This is a genomic window from Sphingorhabdus sp. (assembly GCF_044338195.1).
GTDB lineage: Bacteria > Pseudomonadota > Alphaproteobacteria > Sphingomonadales > Sphingomonadaceae > Sphingorhabdus_B.
This window is the reverse complement of record NZ_JBIIMC010000008.1, coordinates 18465-35028: the sequence shown is the minus strand read 5'-3', so window position 1 is coordinate 35028 and position 16564 is coordinate 18465. Positions and strand designations below refer to the sequence as shown.

17 protein-coding genes and 1 tRNA gene are annotated in these 16564 nt (G+C 56.0%); 8 read left to right on the top strand and 10 right to left on the bottom strand.

Annotation, left to right across the window (positions count from 1 at the left end; translation table 11 throughout):
- Window positions 1-39: 39 nt before the first annotated feature.
- Window positions 40-1227, bottom strand: a complete 1188-nt coding sequence (locus tag ACIQZK_RS03845) for an acetyl-CoA C-acyltransferase (protein WP_397574986.1) — start codon at window positions 1225-1227, stop codon at window positions 40-42.
- A gap of 83 nt (window positions 1228-1310) precedes the next feature.
- Window positions 1311-3047, bottom strand: coding sequence for a class I adenylate-forming enzyme family protein (locus ACIQZK_RS03840; RefSeq protein ID WP_397574985.1), 1737 nt, complete (start codon window positions 3045-3047; stop codon window positions 1311-1313).
- A 119-nt stretch (window positions 3048-3166) separates the two neighbouring features.
- Here ACIQZK_RS03840 and ACIQZK_RS03835 point away from each other — a divergent pair, with 119 nt between their 5' ends.
- Window positions 3167-4588, top strand: coding sequence for a coniferyl aldehyde dehydrogenase (locus ACIQZK_RS03835; RefSeq protein ID WP_324478461.1), 1422 nt, complete (start codon window positions 3167-3169; stop codon window positions 4586-4588).
- Between the two features lie 74 nt (window positions 4589-4662).
- A tRNA-Leu gene (locus ACIQZK_RS03830) sits at window positions 4663-4746 on the top strand.
- Between the two features lie 62 nt (window positions 4747-4808).
- On the opposite strand, the gene ACIQZK_RS03825 is transcribed toward ACIQZK_RS03830, so the two are convergent.
- The 3 genes from ACIQZK_RS03825 to ACIQZK_RS03815 all read right to left on the bottom strand — a co-directional run bounded on the left by ACIQZK_RS03825 (window position 4809) and on the right by ACIQZK_RS03815 (window position 8212).
- A complete protein-coding gene (locus ACIQZK_RS03825) occupies window positions 4809-5531 on the bottom strand; it encodes an SDR family oxidoreductase (protein WP_397574984.1) in 723 nt (240 codons plus the stop codon).
- A 44-nt stretch (window positions 5532-5575) separates the two neighbouring features.
- Entirely contained in the window at window positions 5576-6550 is a 975-nt protein-coding gene (locus ACIQZK_RS03820; protein WP_397574983.1) for a quinone oxidoreductase family protein, read from the bottom strand.
- Window positions 6551-6928: 378 nt separating this feature from the next.
- Window positions 6929-8212 (bottom strand): MFS transporter, encoded by a 1284-nt coding sequence (locus tag ACIQZK_RS03815; RefSeq protein WP_397574982.1) that lies wholly within the window; start codon window positions 8210-8212, stop codon window positions 6929-6931.
- A 129-nt stretch (window positions 8213-8341) separates the two neighbouring features.
- Here ACIQZK_RS03815 and pgsA point away from each other — a divergent pair, with 129 nt between their 5' ends.
- The 3 genes from pgsA to ACIQZK_RS03800 are packed head-to-tail and all read left to right on the top strand — an operon-like array spanning window position 8342 to window position 9607.
- Window positions 8342-8914, top strand: a complete 573-nt coding sequence (pgsA, locus tag ACIQZK_RS03810) for a CDP-diacylglycerol--glycerol-3-phosphate 3-phosphatidyltransferase (RefSeq protein WP_397574981.1) — start codon at window positions 8342-8344, stop codon at window positions 8912-8914.
- Window positions 8915-8918: 4 nt separating this feature from the next.
- The gene (locus ACIQZK_RS03805) at window positions 8919-9170 is read left to right on the top strand and encodes a MoaD/ThiS family protein (protein ID WP_397574980.1); all 252 of its coding nucleotides are present in this window, start codon (window positions 8919-8921) and stop codon (window positions 9168-9170) included.
- Window positions 9167-9607 carry a molybdenum cofactor biosynthesis protein MoaE gene (locus ACIQZK_RS03800; protein WP_397574979.1) on the top strand — a complete coding sequence of 147 codons (441 nt, stop codon included), beginning with the start codon at window positions 9167-9169 and terminating at the stop codon, window positions 9605-9607. Before ACIQZK_RS03805 ends, ACIQZK_RS03800 begins: the two co-directional genes overlap by 4 nt.
- 23 nt (window positions 9608-9630) lie before the next feature.
- Here ACIQZK_RS03800 and ACIQZK_RS03795 read toward each other — a convergent pair whose 3' ends face one another.
- Window positions 9631-10536 (bottom strand): hydrogen peroxide-inducible genes activator, encoded by a 906-nt coding sequence (locus ACIQZK_RS03795; RefSeq protein WP_397574978.1) that lies wholly within the window; start codon window positions 10534-10536, stop codon window positions 9631-9633.
- A 154-nt stretch (window positions 10537-10690) separates the two neighbouring features.
- On the opposite strand from ACIQZK_RS03795, the gene epsC reads away from it, so the two are divergent.
- Both epsC and ACIQZK_RS03785 read left to right on the top strand, forming a co-directional pair.
- A complete protein-coding gene (gene epsC / locus ACIQZK_RS03790; protein ID WP_397574977.1) occupies window positions 10691-11413 on the top strand; it encodes a serine O-acetyltransferase EpsC in 723 nt (240 codons plus the stop codon).
- Window positions 11410-11754 carry a DUF2794 domain-containing protein gene (locus ACIQZK_RS03785; RefSeq protein WP_395635965.1) on the top strand — a complete coding sequence of 115 codons (345 nt, stop codon included), beginning with the start codon at window positions 11410-11412 and terminating at the stop codon, window positions 11752-11754. The genes epsC and ACIQZK_RS03785 overlap by 4 nt, the downstream gene beginning before the upstream one ends.
- Before the next feature lie 48 nt (window positions 11755-11802).
- Here ACIQZK_RS03785 and ACIQZK_RS03780 read toward each other — a convergent pair whose 3' ends face one another.
- Entirely contained in the window at window positions 11803-12705 is a 903-nt protein-coding gene (locus ACIQZK_RS03780) for an SDR family NAD(P)-dependent oxidoreductase (RefSeq protein ID WP_397574976.1), read from the bottom strand.
- A 181-nt stretch (window positions 12706-12886) separates the two neighbouring features.
- Here ACIQZK_RS03780 and ACIQZK_RS03775 point away from each other — a divergent pair, with 181 nt between their 5' ends.
- Window positions 12887-14401 carry an OprO/OprP family phosphate-selective porin gene (locus ACIQZK_RS03775; RefSeq protein WP_397574975.1) on the top strand — a complete coding sequence of 505 codons (1515 nt, stop codon included), beginning with the start codon at window positions 12887-12889 and terminating at the stop codon, window positions 14399-14401.
- Here ACIQZK_RS03775 and phoB read toward each other — a convergent pair.
- Genes phoB through pstB form a run of 3 tightly spaced genes read right to left on the bottom strand, consistent with a single transcriptional unit; the run spans window position 14398 to window position 16563 of the window.
- Window positions 14398-15093, bottom strand: coding sequence for a phosphate regulon transcriptional regulator PhoB (gene phoB, locus ACIQZK_RS03770; RefSeq protein WP_395628635.1), 696 nt, complete (start codon window positions 15091-15093; stop codon window positions 14398-14400). The two genes, ACIQZK_RS03775 and phoB, sit on opposite strands and share 4 nt — an antisense overlap.
- 13 nt (window positions 15094-15106) lie before the next feature.
- Entirely contained in the window at window positions 15107-15778 is a 672-nt protein-coding gene (phoU, locus tag ACIQZK_RS03765) for a phosphate signaling complex protein PhoU (RefSeq protein ID WP_395635968.1), read from the bottom strand.
- Between the two features lie 11 nt (window positions 15779-15789).
- Window positions 15790-16563, bottom strand: a complete 774-nt coding sequence (gene pstB, locus ACIQZK_RS03760) for a phosphate ABC transporter ATP-binding protein PstB (RefSeq protein WP_397574974.1) — start codon at window positions 16561-16563, stop codon at window positions 15790-15792.
- Window position 16564 lies beyond the last annotated feature (1 nt).

The following is a 16564-nucleotide window of genomic DNA, read 5'->3' as shown; positions in this document are numbered from 1 at the left end:
GGATTTCTCCGACGGCCCAAACGTCGCAAATTGTATCGATCAAATAAGCTCGATCGCCAAAGCAGTCGCTTCGCCACCGCCAATGCACAGCGATGCCAGGCCGCGTTTCTTGCCATGGCGCTGAAGCGCGGCGACCAAGGTTGTGATAATCCGGGCACCCGATGCACCAATGGGATGGCCCAATGCCGTGGCGCCGCCATGAACGTTAATCTTGTCATGCGTTATGCCCAGATCGTGCATCGCAAACATCGCCACGCAAGCAAATGCTTCATTCACTTCGAACAGGTCAACGTCGGCGATGGTCCAGCCAGCCTTGGCCAAGCATGCGTTGATAGCACCGACCGGAGCGGTGGTGAATGCCGATGGCTCCTGCGCGTGCGCGGCGTGCGCGACGATACGCGCAATCGGTTTTTGCCCATTGGCGTCGGCGACCGATTGGCGCGTGAGCACAAGCGCAGCGGCGCCATCTGAAATCGATGAGCTGGTGGCGGCCGTGATCGTGCCGTCCTTCGCAAAGGCTGGCTTGAGCGTTGGAATCTTGTCGGGCATGCCTTTGCCGGGTTGTTCGTCGGTGTCGACGATGACGTCGCCCTTACGTGTGGCAACGGTCACCGGAACGATTTCCGCCTTAAACGCGCCGTCTGCAATTGCGCTTTGCGCGCGGCGCAGCGATTCAAGGGCGTAAGCATCCTGTGCTTCGCGCGTCAGCTGATAATCGTTCGCGGTGTCTTGCGCGAACGTGCCCATGGCGCGGCCAGCTTCATATGCGTCTTCAAGTCCATCGAGGAACATATGGTCGTAGGCGGTGTCATGCCCAATGCGCGCGCCACTGCGATGCTTTTTCAGCAAATAGGGCGCGTTGGTCATGCTTTCCATGCCGCCGGCGATGACATAATCGACTGAACCAGCGGCGAGTGCCTCGCTGCCCATGATGACGGTCTGCATGCCCGAACCGCATACCTTGTTCACCGTCGTTGCTTGCACAGATTTGGGCAGGCCCGCTTTAATCGCGGCCTGACGGGCAGGGGCTTGGCCGAGGCCTGCTGGCAACACACAACCCATGTAGATGCGCTCAATCGCCGCGGCGTCGACGCCAGCGCGTTCAACGGCTGCTTTCACCGCAGTTGCGCCAAGGTCGGTCGCAGAAACGTCAGCCAACGCCCCTTGCATGGCCCCCATTGGGGTGCGGGCGTAGGACAGGATGACGACAGGATCGGCGTTGCGCATGGGAGATTCCTTTGATTTTGATTTGCCGCCTTATAGGGCGGCGCAGCATCAAAAACAAATGTGAATCAGCCCTGTTTGCTGCGTTAGAACAAGGCCTTCAAATCGCGTTTCAGGATTTTGCCATTCGCGTTGCGCGGCAGGGTATCCTGCGTGAAGATGATCTTCACGGGCACTTTGAATTTTGCCAATCGCGCGCTGACATATTCGCGCAGTTCATCCTCGCTTGCCGTCATGCCGGGTGCCAGATGGACCACAGCGGCGGGTTCTTCGCCGAGTGTCTGGTGCGGAATGCCAATCAGTGCCGCATCGGTAACCGCGGGATGTTCGTACAAGATATTTTCGACTTCAGACGAATAGATATTCTCGCCGCCGCGAATGATCATGTCTTTGGCGCGATCAACGATGAAGCAGAAGCCTTCGTCATCGACGCGGGCAAGATCGCCTGTGCGCACCCAGCCATCGACAAATGTTTCTGCGGTGGCGTCGGGACGGTTCCAATAGCCTTTGACGATTTGCGGACCACGCGCCCACAATTCGCCAACTTCACCAACAGGCAATTCGGTCGATCCATCCTCTGACATGATTTTCACGTCCGAGACTGCAACCGCCGGGCCACAGCTGTCGGGGCGATTCAGATAATCTTCGGCAACGTGCGAGGTGACGGTCGCCATTGTTTCGGTCATGCCCCAGCCATTGCCGGGGAATGCGCCGAATATTTCGTAAATCTTGCTGACGAGCTCTGGCGCGGATGGTGCACCGCCATAGCTGATCGCGTCGATTGAGCTGAGGTCATATTTTGCGCGGTCGGGGTGCTCGATTAACTGCCAAGCGATGAACGGCACGCCGCCCGTGGCGTTGATCTTTTCGCGTTCGATAATTTCGAATGCCTTCACCGTATCCCATTTGTGGAGGAGCACGATCTTGTGCCCTGCTTGAATCGTCGGAATCATCGACGCCGAACAAGCGGTGACATGGAACATCGGAATGACAAGCAGGCTCGCCCTAATGCTAGGTTCGGGTAGAGGCTCACCACGGCGCAATACAGTCGCAGCGCCGGAATAGGCGCTGGAAAAGCCATTGGTCAGCAGGTTGCGATGCGAACCCAAGGCGCCCTTTGGCTTGCCCGTCGTCCCGCTGGTGTAGAAAATGGTGGCCGCGTCATCTGGCGCAATCGCGACATCAGGCAATGGCAGGTCAGCCAAATCGGCGTAATTTTTGGGGCTGCCAATGATGCTTTCGAGCGTGATGGCGGGCTGCGCCATTGCCGCTGCACCCGCGCGTGCGACCATGACATGCGCGAGCGCCGGCATCTCTGCTTTATAGGGCGATATGCGGTCCCAGCGTTCTGCGTCGCAGATCAGAACCGCTGCACCCGAATCGGCCAAACCAAAGGCAAGCTCTTCGCCTGTCCACCATGCGTTTAACGGCACGACGATCGCGCCTGTCACTGCGGCGGCAAAAAAGGCGACTGGCCATTCAGGCAGGTTGCGCATGGCGAGGGCCACGCGGTCGCCCTTTTTCACGCCACGTTCTTGCAGCGCATGGGCGAGTGTCGCGACCGCGCGGTACCAAGCGGCGTAGGTGACGCGCTCATCCTCATACACCACAAATTCGCGGTCACCGAATGACGCATTGGCGTGGGCGGCCAGTACCGCGAGATTGGGTAGTGCGTTTTTCCAGACGCGCGTTGGCACGCCTTCAATCTCGACCGTTTCCATTTCGAACGGCATGCCAGGTGCACATAATGCATCCTTTACCTGATCTCGCGTCATGACGGGCCAACCCGCAGGTGGTGTCCACTTTTTACCGGCCTCGATCATGTTCTCTCCAATATACGCGTCATGCTTTGTGCATGTTGGATATGTGGATACGCCAAAATGGTTTTCATTTGCAACGCTTCACGCTAGCAATTCATCAACTGGTTAAAGGGAGAGAGAAAATGACCGCAAATATGCAGACAGTGCTCGAAAAGCAGCGCGCAGCATTTACCGCAGCTATGCCAGAATCGATGTCGGTCCGCCGCGACCGTATCGACCGCGCGATTGCGATGCTGATCGATCATGCGGAGGATTTTGCAAAGGCCGTTTCTGCTGATTTCGGTCATCGTAGCCGCGAACAAACGCTGCTAACGGACATCATGCCGTCTGTGAGCGCGATGAAGCATGCCAAGAAGCATTTTGAAAGCTGGGCCAAAGGTGAAAAGCGCAAGCCAACTTTCCCGCTTGGTCTGCTGGGTGCCAAGGCCGAAGTCGTGTACCAACCAAAGGGTGTCGTTGGCGTCGTTGCGCCATGGAACTTCCCCGTTGGCATGGTGATGGTCCCGATGGCGGGTATTCTCGCCGCGGGTAACCGCGCGATGATCAAGCCATCCGAATTCACCGAGCGCGTGTCGGCGTTGTTCGAAGAGCTCGTGCCACAATATTTCGCTGAAGAGGAAATGGCCGTTTTCACAGGCGGCGCTGAAGTTGGCATGGCGTTTTCAAAGCTGGCATTCGACCATATGATATTCACTGGCGCGACGGGCGTGGGCAAGCATATCATGCGCGCTGCAGCGGACAATCTCGTGCCCGTGACGCTTGAACTTGGCGGCAAATCACCGACCATCATTGGCCGAAGTGCGGACACGAAAAAGGCCGGCGAGCGTATTGCCCTGGGCAAGATGATGAACGCGGGCCAAATCTGCCTAGCGCCTGATTATTTGATGGTTCCCGACGACCAAGAGCATGATGTCATCGCAGCGGTGAAGGCCGGCGCAATCGCGCAATATCCCACTTTGCTGCACAATGACGATTATACATCGGTTGTGAATGGCCGAAATTATGAGCGGCTTCAGGGCTATCTGGACGATGCGCGTGAAAAGGGGGCTGAACTCATCGAAATCAACCCTGCGGATGAGGATTTTGTCGGATCAAACGGCAACAAAATGCCGCTGACGATTGTCCGCAATGTCACCGACGACATGAAGGTGATGCAGGAAGAAATCTTCGGGCCGATTCTGCCCGTCATGACCTATTCGTCGATGGATGAGGCGATTGATTATGTGAACGCGCATGATCGTCCGCTTGGTCTATATTATTTCGGAACGGACAAAGCCGAAGAAGAACGCGTGTTGTCGCGGACCGTCTCTGGCGGCGTAACGATCAACGACGTCGTCTTCCACAATGCGATGGAAGATCTGCCCTTTGGTGGAGTCGGGCCGTCCGGCATGGGCAATTATCACGGCGCAGACGGGTTCAAAACCTTCAGCCATATGCGTGCGGTCTATCGTCAGACCGGCGTCGATGTTGCTGGAATTGGCGGATTCAAGGCGCCTTATGGCAAAGCGACGCTGAAGACACTCGCTAAGGAACTTAAGAAATAAGGATGCGCTTGCATCGGGGCGGAGGCTCGGTTAGAGGAGCCTCCGCTTCAACGGGTTCGTCCTGACGAAGATGTGCCCCAGTGGTGGAATGGTAGACGCGCTGGATTCAAAATCCTGTTCCGAAAGGAGTGCCCGTTCGAGTCGGGCCTGGGGCACCACCATATTTACTCAGACAGCTTGAAATCCGTTGCTCCGCCGTGTGATGCGGCATCGCTGACAATCAGAATCTGATCATGATCCGCTGCGCAAGTGCGGGCGATATCGAATATACAAGCCGAAGCAGCTTCACCATGCCGACATTCGCCTCGGGCGCGTTTGTCGCAATGGCATCAATGATTTCTGCGGCACATTCCTTTGCCGACATCTTTTTGCCATTCACGCGGCCGCGCGTCATTGCGGTGTCCACCACCGGCGGCAATGCCTCGATAACATGAACCTTGGTATCGCGTAGATTGTGCCGCAGCGATTGGGTAAAGCTTCTGAGGCCCGCTTTGGTCGCGCAATAGACTGGGCCACCGGCGCGCGGGGCAATGGCAAGGCCTGAGGTGACATTCACAATCGATGCCTCGGGCCGCTTAAGCAAGCCGGGCAACAAGTGGCCAATCAGGTGCAACGGCGCGTTGAGGTTCAGGAAGATCGCCTGATCGGTGAGCGCCAGATCCAGCGGCTCGCCGGGACCGAAATTACCGCTCATCCCAGCGTTGTTGATCAGGATGTCCAGCTCGCGTCCTGCGAGCGTGGCAGCAAGCTCCGCGCAACCCGACGCGGTGGAAAGGTCTGCCTGAATGGCTTCCAATCCTTCTTGTCGTGCCGAAGCAAGCACGTCGTCGCGGCGACCACAGACGATGACGTTGGCGCCTTTCGCCATCATTTGGCGTGCTATTTCCAGACCGATGCCATCGGTCCCGCCCGTGACCAATGCGGTCTTGCCCTTAAGTTCCATAAATCCCCCTCAATATTGTCCGAAATTAACCTTGCTGTGAATTGTCAGGGAATCAATATGGAAGAACCAACTGTTTTCCGCCCTTCAAGATCGCGGTGGGCCTGTGCAACGTCTTCCAGCGCGTAGCGGTGGCCTATCGTGATATCGATGATGCCTTGGCGGAACATGTCGAACACATATTCCGCGCCTGCTGCCCGCTCTGCGGCGTTGTGATAATAATCGAACAAGGTGGGGCGCGAGACGTAGAGCGAACCTTTTTGCGCTAAAGTGCCAAGGTTGACACCCGTCACCGGCCCGCTCGCATTGCCATAGCTGACGATAAGGCCGCGCCGCGCAGTTGCGTTCAGCGATGTTTCCCATGTGTCGCGGCCAACACCATCGAATGTCACTTCCACGCCTTTGCCGTCCGTCAGTTCGCGCACCTGCGCGGCGACATCTTCTTTGCCATATAGAATGACATGGTCGGCCCCCGCCGCGCGTGCCAGAGCCGCCTTTTCATCGGTGCTGACTGTCCCGATGACGCGGGCACCAACATGCTTTAGCCACTGCACAAGCAACAGTCCGACGCCGCCCGCCGCTGCGTGCACCAATATGTCCCATTTGGGCTGAACCTTGGCACAGCGTTCGACAAGAAACTCCGTGGTGCAGCCCTTGAGCAAGCCCGCCGCCGCAATTTCGTCGCTGATGTCGTCTGGTACCGAAAATAGGCCATGTGCGGCAATATTGCGCGCGGTCGCATAGGCACCGATGCTTGGGCCAAAAGTGGCGACGCGGTCGCCAACGCGCCAGTCGGTCACGCCGTCTCCCACCGCCTCAATCACGCCCGCCGCCTCCATACCCAGGCCAGAGGGCAGCGCCATCGGATACAGGCCGCCACGATGATAGGTGTCAATGAAGTTCAGGCCCACGGCCAGATTGCGCATGCGGACTTCACCCGGACCGGGCTCTGCCAATTCAACGTCCGTCCATTCAATAACGTCCGGCCCACCGGTTTGCCGAATTTGTGCTGCTCTTTCCATCAAGAGAACTCCTGTTTGTTGCATGCATCCTAACAGAGCCAGTGGCAGGCCGCCAACCCGCGCTGCGGAATATGGTTAAAAAGGCGTCAATAACTGTCGCAGATCGGGACAGTCGAACGTGGGTCGCCGCTTAACCATCTTTTGGCATGGCCATTATGCCTAACAGAACGTTAACGTCCGATCATGATGAAACGAAGATTAGTCGGTCACAACGAAGCTGCCCGCCACCCCCTTCGGCGGATGCTTCCCCCACCACAGATGACGCACGCCGTCATCGCGCCACGCCCCATATCGTGGTGGCGCAAGGAAGATACGCATTTGTTTATGCTCAGCTTCAGTGCGTTTTTTGTCTCAATAACGAGCTTTATCGCCTGACTTTTAGGCGGCGACGGGGTCGCTCGCCTTGTGCAGCTTCCACGAAATCCATGCCGAAACAAGGCAGGCCGCAGCAATCATGAACAGCGTGTCGGGAATGCTCACACCTGCGCTGACCAGAAGGCTGTAAATGACAGCACCGATCACCATTGCGCCGGAATTCACGATGTTATTGGCGGCAATGGTGCGGGCGGTTTGTGACTTTGCAACCGTAGTTGTCAGAAACGCGTAGAGCGGGACGACAAACATACCCCCGGCGATGGAAATACCAAGAAGATCGACAATCATGCGTTCGCCATAGCCTAGCGTCAGAAACTGCCACCAATTCATCAGCTCTGGCCCGATAGGTTGCCAGTGGCTGACCGTCCACCACAGATCCAAGACAAACAGGCCCATGACGATGACTGAAATCGGCGCATATTTGGCGGACACTGTGCCATTCAACAGGCGGTTGACGGCGACTGAGCCGATGGCAATGCCGATCGAGAAAAACGCGGTAAACAAGGTTGCGACAGTATTGTCGCCACCGATCGCGTTTTTGACCATAGGCGGGAAAATTGACCCAAGCACAGCGCCTACACCCCAGAAAAAGCTGATTGCGACGATCGCCAAAAACAGGCGGGGTATGTGCATGGTGTCGCGCACCAGACGCCAGCTGCTGCGAAAGATATTCCAGTCCATTTTTGCCGTTGGCGCATCGCTTTCGGGCGGTGCAAGGGGAACAGATTGCGCGGTCACGCGTCCGATGATGGCAACGATGATAATCCCTACGCCGGCAATCTTTCCGGGAATGATCCCGCCCGCAATCGTCCCACCCAAGATGGCGAGATAGGTCCCGGCTTCGACAAGGCCCGTTCCGCCCAAAACCTCGTCTTCTTTCAGATGCTGGGGCAAAATCGCATATTTAATCGGGCCAAAGAAGGTGGAATGCACGCCCATTGCGAACAATGCGACGAGCATCATCGGTATGTTGTGCAGGTAGATACCCGCTGCACCGAAGATCATGATAAAAATCTCAGCTGTCTTTACCATCCGAATGACCCGCGTCTTTTCGATGGTGTCGGCCAATTGCCCCGCAAGCGCGGAAAACAGGAAAAAGGGTAATATGAACAGCGCGCCCGCGATGGCGTTAAAATTCGCTTCTTGGGTCGGGTCCGAATAGATTTCGTACGTCACCAAAATGACCATGGCCATTTTGTAAAAATTGTCGTTGAAGGCATTCAGAAACTGCGTGACGAAAAGCGGCAAAAATCTGCGCTTGTTCAACAGGGACATTGTCGTGGCCATTGGTTTTTGCACTTCCCATGCGGACGGTATCGGAGCCTTAGCGTTCCAGCCCTATCATGGCAAAGCGCATTTCATGTGACGGTGAAATAGCCGCGTGATTTTGCTGGCACATCGCGCTATTGTGATAGGATGCTTAGCTTACCCAACCTCCTGACCTTGTCGCGCATTCTTGCTGTGCCCATCCTCGTCTTTTTGCTGTGGCCCGGCGCCAAGCAGATAGGCATTCAGCCGGTGCCACTGGATTATGGCTTCGCATTCATATTGTACTGCCTGATGGGGATTACCGATTATTTCGATGGCTATCTTGCGCGGGCGCAGGGAACAGTATCGAAATTGGGCGTTTTCCTTGATCCCATCGCCGATAAGATCATGGTCGCCGCAGTCATTTTGATGCTGGTGTTCACGCGCGATGTCGACGGTTGGCATGTCATTGCGGCCCTCATCATTTTACTGCGTGAAATGATCGTATCGGGCCTGCGCGAATTTTTGGCTGGCCTGCAGATTTCTGTGCCTGTTTCGAAACTCGCCAAATGGAAGACGACGTTTCAACTTGTTTCGCTTGGCGGCGTCATTTTGGCGGGCGCTTTGCCTGATTGGATATTGCTGAAGCAAGCCGCACTGGCGCTGCTGTGGATCGCCGCGGCGCTGACGATGATTACCGGCTGGGATTATCTGCGCGTCGGCATCAAGCATATGGATTGACCAGATGAGGCTGGTCTATTTTGCGGCGGTGCGCGAGGCCATTGGTGTCGCCTCCGAAACATGTGATCTGCCGGCACATGTGCGCAATATCAATGACACCATTGACTGGCTCGCCGGTCAGTCACCCGGCCACGCGCTGGCCTTTCAAGATAAGGCGCGGCTTCGTTTTGCTTTGGACCAAGCTATGGTGCCGTTGGACGCCGCGCTTGGCGATGCACATGAGCTTGCAATTTTCCCGCCAGTGACCGGCGGATGAAGCGCGTCGTCATCAGCGACGAGCCGATCAGCGCGGAGGTTGCGCTGGCGGGCCTAAGTGATTTGGGGGGCGGCGCTGTGTCCAGTTTCACCGGCATATCGCGGGACGATGGCGGCGTAACCGCGATTGAGCTGGAGCATTATCCCGGCATGACGGAAGCAAGCCTGATGCGGTTAATCGATGAAGCCTTTACCCGCTGGGCATTGCTTGGCGCGGCGATTGTGCACCGGATTGGACGCGTTGCGGTGGGCGAGCCCGTGGTCGTTGTCGGCGCAGCGTCGCGGCACAGGGCAGACGCACTTGAGGCGACGGCGTTTCTCATTGATCGCCTGAAAACAGACGCGCCATTTTGGAAGAAAGAGCATTATGCAGATGGCACGTCCGTCTGGGTTGATGCCAAATCCAGCGACGACGACCGGTCTTCACGCTGGGCCTAACGGCTCCGGGCGCGGTTCAGCGCTTACGTTATGTGCAATTCCCGCAGGGACTCCGCAAGCAACTCAAACTCCTCACGGCGCGGGCTGTTGGTTCGCCAAATCAGCGCAATTTCGCGCGTCGCATGGTCCGCATTCAACGGCCGTGCCTGAACATCGGTTCCGTTCAATAGCCCTGCCGTTACGGCCATCTCGGGAATGATCGTTAGGCCCAAGCCATTGTCCACCATCTGCACAAGCGTGTGCAGCGATGTCCCCAGCATCATGGCTGTGGCGCGCAGTTCCGGCCTGTTACAGGCAGCCAGGGCATGGTCCTTCAAGCAATGGCCATCGACCAATAACAAAAGCCTGTTTTCGTCGATCAGCGCAGGTTCAATGCTTTCGGGTGGGTCGCGCGGATCATCCAATGGAAAGGCAACATATAATGCGTCGTTAAACAGGTGCGCTTTTTCGACATCGCCCGCCGGGAAAGGAAGCGCCAGCAGGACACAGTCGACCTGACCATGATGCAAGGCTTCGACCGCCGCTGCGCTGGCTTCCTCCCGCAGGTACAACTTCAAATCGGGATATTTCTTGCGCAATGCCGGTAGCAATTTGGGCAACAGGAACGGCGCAATTGTGGGGATAACGCTCATGCGCAAATCGTCCGCCAGGGGCTTGCCTGCGGAACGGGCCATTTCGGCGAGCTCTTCCGCCTCCCGCAAGATGCGGTGCGCCTTGGTCACCATCTTGTTACCCAGTGGCGTAAAGCGGACGACGCGCCGCGTGCGTTCCACGAGCATCAGGCCAAGCAGCGACTCCAGCTCGCGTATCCCCGCGGACAGCGTGGACTGCGTAACAAAGCACGACTCCGCCGCTTTACCGAAATGGCCATGCTCCTGAAGCGCGACCAGATATTGCAGCTGCTTCAGCGTTGGAAGATAGGTGCTCATAAATCGACCCCGTTTATTATTATGGGCCATATAATCGTTTTTACCGATGATTCCAGCAATATTTAGCGAAAAGGTTCATAGTTTGCTGGAAATGCCGGTTTGAAAGTTTTAGCTTAAATGCTCAATGGTCCCATACGGGACGTCAGGGTCATCTATGTTCATTTCCAATCTCATCGAATATCTCGACTCGATCAAGGAACGTGATCCTGCGCCGCGCTCGCGCTGGGAAATCTTGCTGTACCCCGGCGTATGGGCCGTGGGTTATCACCGTGTCGCCCATTGGCTGTTCCTCGGCCAGATGTTCTTTCTCGCGCGGTTGGTGAACCATTTCGCCCGGTTTCTAACGGGCATAGACATCCACCCCGGCGCCAAGATTGGCAGCAATTTCTTCCTCGATCATGGCTTCAGCGTGATTGGTGAAACGGCCGAAATTGGCGACAATGTCACCATGTACCAGAACGTCACCTTGGGCGGCACCAATCCGACGAACGGGATGGCGGGCAAACGGCACCCCACAATATTGGACGATGTTATCATTGGATCGGGTGCGCAGATCCTTGGCCCCATCACCGTGGGCGAGCGCGCGCGCATTGGCGCTGCTGCCGTGGTGACGGACGACGTGCCAGCTGGCGCAACGATGATTGGTCAAAAGGCGCGCTCGACATTGGTCCAGGCCGAAACCTATGCACGTGACTTCATGCCTTATGGAACACCATGCCGCGAGATGTTCGACCCAACCACGCAAAGTCTTGAGATCATGCAGTGCGAAATTGAAACCCTGCGCAAACGTATCGCCGAACTGATGGCCGAGCGTGATGGAACGCCCGTGGCGACGCCAGTAAAGCGCCGTGCGAGCAAGGGAAGCAAGGCCAGTTGAGCGCAATCATTACGCCTTTTCCCATAACCAATCGGCTCAACCAGATTGGTTTCGACAAAGGCGAACTAACCCAGATTCTCAATCTGTACGGGCGGATGGTCGCGGCGGGTAACTGGCGCGATTATGCCATCGATCTTGGCCGCGATGCTGCCGTATTCAGTGCGTTTCGGCGTGCCACCGAGCGACCGGAATATCGCATTGAAAAGCGACCAGCATTGCGTAACCGCCAAGGCATGTGGGCATTGGTCGGCGAAGGTGGCGCAATTTTGAAACGCGGGCATGACCTTGGCCCTGTCCTTGCTCCGGTCGAACGAAAGCTCATGAAACTCGTCGACGCATAAAAAAAGCCCGGCCAATGACCGGGCTCTTTCGAAACATTGTGAAGGGCATTAGCCGAGTGCTTGAAGCGCCTTCATCACGGCGATGGATTGCTCGCCGCCTGACTGTGGTACGGTTTCACCCGTGCGGTCGATAATCTTGTCCCACGCCGCAGCAAAGCCTTCGACGCTGCGGTCTTCTGGACGAAGGGCGACGCCTGGGGTCATTGTGACATAGGCTGCGTGATAGCCGCCACCGCCTGCGCCGATGATCATGTTCGTTGGCGCATCTTCGCTGACCAGATACAATGCGGCTGGGACAACATTTTCCGGCGTGAACTGTTCGAACAGGCCTTCTGGGAAAATATCTTCGGTCATGCGCGTGCCTGCAACAGGTGCGAGCGAATTGACGCGCACGTTGTATTTTGCGCCTTCAAGGTGAAGCGTCTTGGTGAATCCAGCTAATCCAAGCTTCGCCGCGCCATAATTGGCTTGGCCGAAATTGCCGTACAGACCGGTTGACGATGTGGTCATCAAGATGCGGCCATAGGCCTGATCGCGCATTGTATCCCAAACCGCCTTGGTGCAGTTTGCCGATCCCATGACATGAACCTGAAGCACCAGATTGAAATCGGGCATATCCATTTTGGCAAAGCTCTTGTCGCGCAGGATGCCGGCATTGTTGATCAACACATGCACGCCGCCCCATGCTTCTTTCGCTTTGGCGACCATTTCGACCATTTGCTCATATTCAGTGACGCTGCCGCCATTGGCCATAGCTTCGCCGCCAGCTGACTTGATCTGTTCGACAACCTGAGCCGCTGCGTCGGATGTGCCCGTGCCATCGCGCGCGCCGCCCAAATCATTAACCACCACTTTTGCACCGCGCTTGGCGAGTTCAAGCGCATAGGCCTTACCCAATCCACCGCCTGCACCGGTCACAATAGCGACTTTGTCTTTAAAACTGATGGTCATATTATATCTCCATAATCAGGGGCGAACCAAGCCGCCGAAACACGCTGTGCCTTGGCATGAGCAGCAACTTGACGCAAGCGTAAAGCAAGTTGGGGTGCATGTCATAAAAGAGAAATAATGCTGTCATGCGCAAGACATAAAATTGCTGTCTAGGCGTCACCATTGAAACAAGGATAATATTATGACCGCCGCAAAAAAATGGTTTGCAACTACAGCATTGGTAACAGCGGCATGTGTCGCGTTTCCAGCCTATGCGCAGGACAGCACATCTGAGGTTGAGTCGCTGCGTGCGGAAGTTGCGGCGCTTAAGACACAACTGGCCGCGATTTCGGCAAAGGTTGATGCGGTCGAGAAAAAGCCTGTAGCAGAGGTAAAATGGAAGGGCGGACCCGAGACCAGCGGTCAAGGCGGTTGGACGTTCAAGCCGCGTGGACGCATTCATTATGACACAGGCTATGTAAGCGTTCCCAGCGATTATGCGGTCAACCGCAATCTGGGTTTCAATAGCCGCGTTCGGCGCGTTCGCCTTGGTGCCGAAGGCAATATGCCCGGCGGTTTCGGATATAAGGTCGAGGCCGACTTTGCGGGCGGCAATGTTGCCTTTGGTGATACGTTCCTCAGCTACAATCCAAGCAATGCACCGATCAGCGTTCGGATTGGCAATTTTGAATCGCTGAACGGGATGGAGCAAATCACCAGTTCCAACAACGCCAGCTTTACTGAGCGGGCTGCATTCAATGACGCGTTTTTAAACAGCCGTCGCCTTGGCGGCGCAGTTGCGTGGCATGATTCTGATAATGTGCTCCGCGCGGAAGTTGGCTTGTTTGCTGGCCATACGATTGACAACTCGTTCGACAATGACGGCTGGATTGGCGCGGGACGGCTGACCTATGCACCAAAGGCGTTCGGCGGCCAGCTGCACTTCGGCGCAACCATTCAGCAGCGCGAATTTGCATCCAACAACAATGGAACGGCGTCGGTTTCCACAAATGCGCCGTCGACTAACCAGCTTGCCCGATATCGCGCGCGGCCGAACACACAGCTTACCGACGTACGATTTGTCGACACCGGAAGCTTCGCCGCCAAGAGCGATCGAATTGTCGGTTTAGAATTGGCGGCTATCTTCCCCGGATTTTATTTTGCCGGCGAAGGCCAATGGACCAAAGTAAGTGCCTATCGTGCGGGTGACATTGCAACGGGATTGAACAGTTTTGCTGGCGGCAACAGTGCGGTCACACCAAATGGCGATCCAAGCTTTTTTGGCATGTATGCCGAAGCTGGCTATTTCCTGACCGGCGAAACCCGCGGTTACAAAGACGGTGCATGGGCGCGTACCAAGGTACTGAAGCCAATCGACAAAAAGGGCCTGGGCGCGTTCCAAATTGCGGCACGCTATGATTATCTGGATCTGGATAGCAACGCTTTGAAAAACGGTGTGACGAACAACTTTGCGACGGGCAGCAATAGTCTCGCTGCGCTCAATGCGCGGCTTGGACGGGGCGGTACGCAGACAAGCTATTTGCTCGCTCTGAACTGGTACCCAATCGATTATATTCGCTTCATGCTGAACTATGGCCGCGTCAATGTCGAAGGCGGTCCGTTGGCCGCGACCGTTGACCCACTGTCAACGCAGGCTATTGATAAGCGCGACTATTCGGTTGATGTACTTGCCGCGCGGATGCAGTTGGAGTTCTAAACCGCGTCCTGATCAAGCGAATAGCCTGCCGAGCGCACCGTCCGGATGATATCGCTGTCAAAGCCCTCATTTAGGGCTTTGCGCAAGCGGCGGATGTGGACGTCCACGGTGCGGATCTCGATATCGCTGTCATGGCCCCAGACACTGTCCAAAAGGCGCTCACGCGAGAATACATGGCCCGGATATTCGAGGAAATGCTTCAGCAACCGGTATTCGGTTGGCCCAAGCGGAACCTGTTTTCCGCCACGTTTTACCTTGTGCGCGACCGTATCCATTTCGACGTCACCAAAGCGCAGCGCTTCGCCTGCCAGCGCGGGACGGACCCTGCGTAGAACGGCCTTTGCACGGGCAACCAATTCGCGTGGTGAAAAAGGCTTGGTGACATAATCATCAGCGCCGATTTCAAGTCCGCGAATACGGTCGTCTTCTTCACCGCGAGCCGTCAACATGATGATTGGCACATTGGCGGTGTTGTCCGCTTTGCGTAATTGCCGACACACTTCGATGCCCGACAGATTCTCCAACATCCAATCCAGCAAAACCAGATCGGGCGTGCGTTCTTTGGCCATCAGCAGCGCTTCTTCACCGTCCCCGGTATGCTGAACGTCGAAATCCTCGCGTTCAAAATGCCAGCGCACCAGCTCGGCCAGAGCACTATCGTCTTCAACCAACAGCAATTGCGCCTTGGGCATATGTCTCTCCGCGTTAAGCGTCGGGCAGGTTTTCACCCGTTTCGGTAAAGTAAATCATCTGGGCAACGGTGGTGGTATGGTCTCCAATCCGCTCCAGATTTTTGGCCGTAAAAAGCAGATGGGCGACTTCCGTCGCATTTTTGGGGTTTTTCGCCACATATGCGACAAAGTCGACGAACAGATCTTTGTTAAGCTGGTCAACGTCGTCGTCACGAATGGTCACTGCACGGGCCAGATCAATGTCACGCTTTGCATAAGCATCCATGGCGGTGCGGATCATTTCGACAACGATTTCACCCATGCGGCCCAGCTGTTCTTTTGCGGAGGCGTGAATTTTGCCTTCCATCTTCGGAACACGCTTGGCGATGTTTTTCGCGTAGTCACCAATGCGTTCAATAACCGCAGACATTTTGAGTGCGGCGATAAGCTCACGCAAATCGTCGGCCATCGGCGCGCGTAGGGCAATGGTGCGCACAACCAAGCGTTCGACGTCGGTCTCAAGAGTGTCGATCACTTTGTCTTCGGCACGAACGGAGGCTGCCAGTTCGACGTCATGTTCCGATAACGCTTTCATGGCTGCAACGACCGCAGTCTCGGCGCGCGCACCCATCTCGGCGATGAGGCCACGGATTTCGTCCATGTCATCGTCAAACGCGCTAATGGTGTGCCTTGTGCCTGTGCTCATGCTATTAATTCCTAACCGTAGCGGCCTGTAATATAATCCTTGGTGCGGTCTTCGCGTGGATTGGTAAATATCTCGGATGTCTCACCAAATTCAATGAGATTGCCCAAATGGAAGAATGCGGTGCGTTGTGACACACGCGCCGCCTGCTGCATATTATGCGTTACGATGATAATAGCATATTTTCCGCGCAGGTCGTGAATTAACTCCTCAATCCGCGCTGTCGCGATGGGATCGAGCGCCGAACAAGGTTCGTCCATCAAAATGACTTCGGGATCAACGGCAATGGCGCGGGCAATACAGAGACGCTGCTGCTGACCGCCGGAGAGCGCAGTACCGCTTTCGTTCAGCCGATCCTTGACCTCGGTCCACAAACCGGCCCGTGTCAGTGAGCCTTCCACGATCTGGTCCAGTTCTGCCTTGCCGCTCGCCAGCCCGTGGATCCGCGGGCCATAAGCAACATTGTCATAAATGGATTTGGGAAACGGATTTGGTTTCTGGAAAACCATGCCAACGCGGGCGCGCAATTGTACGACGTCCATCGATGATGCGTAGATGTCTTGCCCATCGAGCAAAATCTCGCCTTCGACGCGTGCACCAATCACGGTGTCGTTCATGCGGTTAAGTGACCGCAGGAAGGTCGACTTACCACAGCCCGACGGGCCAATGAAGGCAGTCACATTTTCGCGGTCGACGTCAATGGATACGTTGTTTATCGCTTGTTTATCGCCATAAAAAACATTCACATTGCGCGTGGATATTTTCGGATTTCCGGGGGTTGCGCCCACA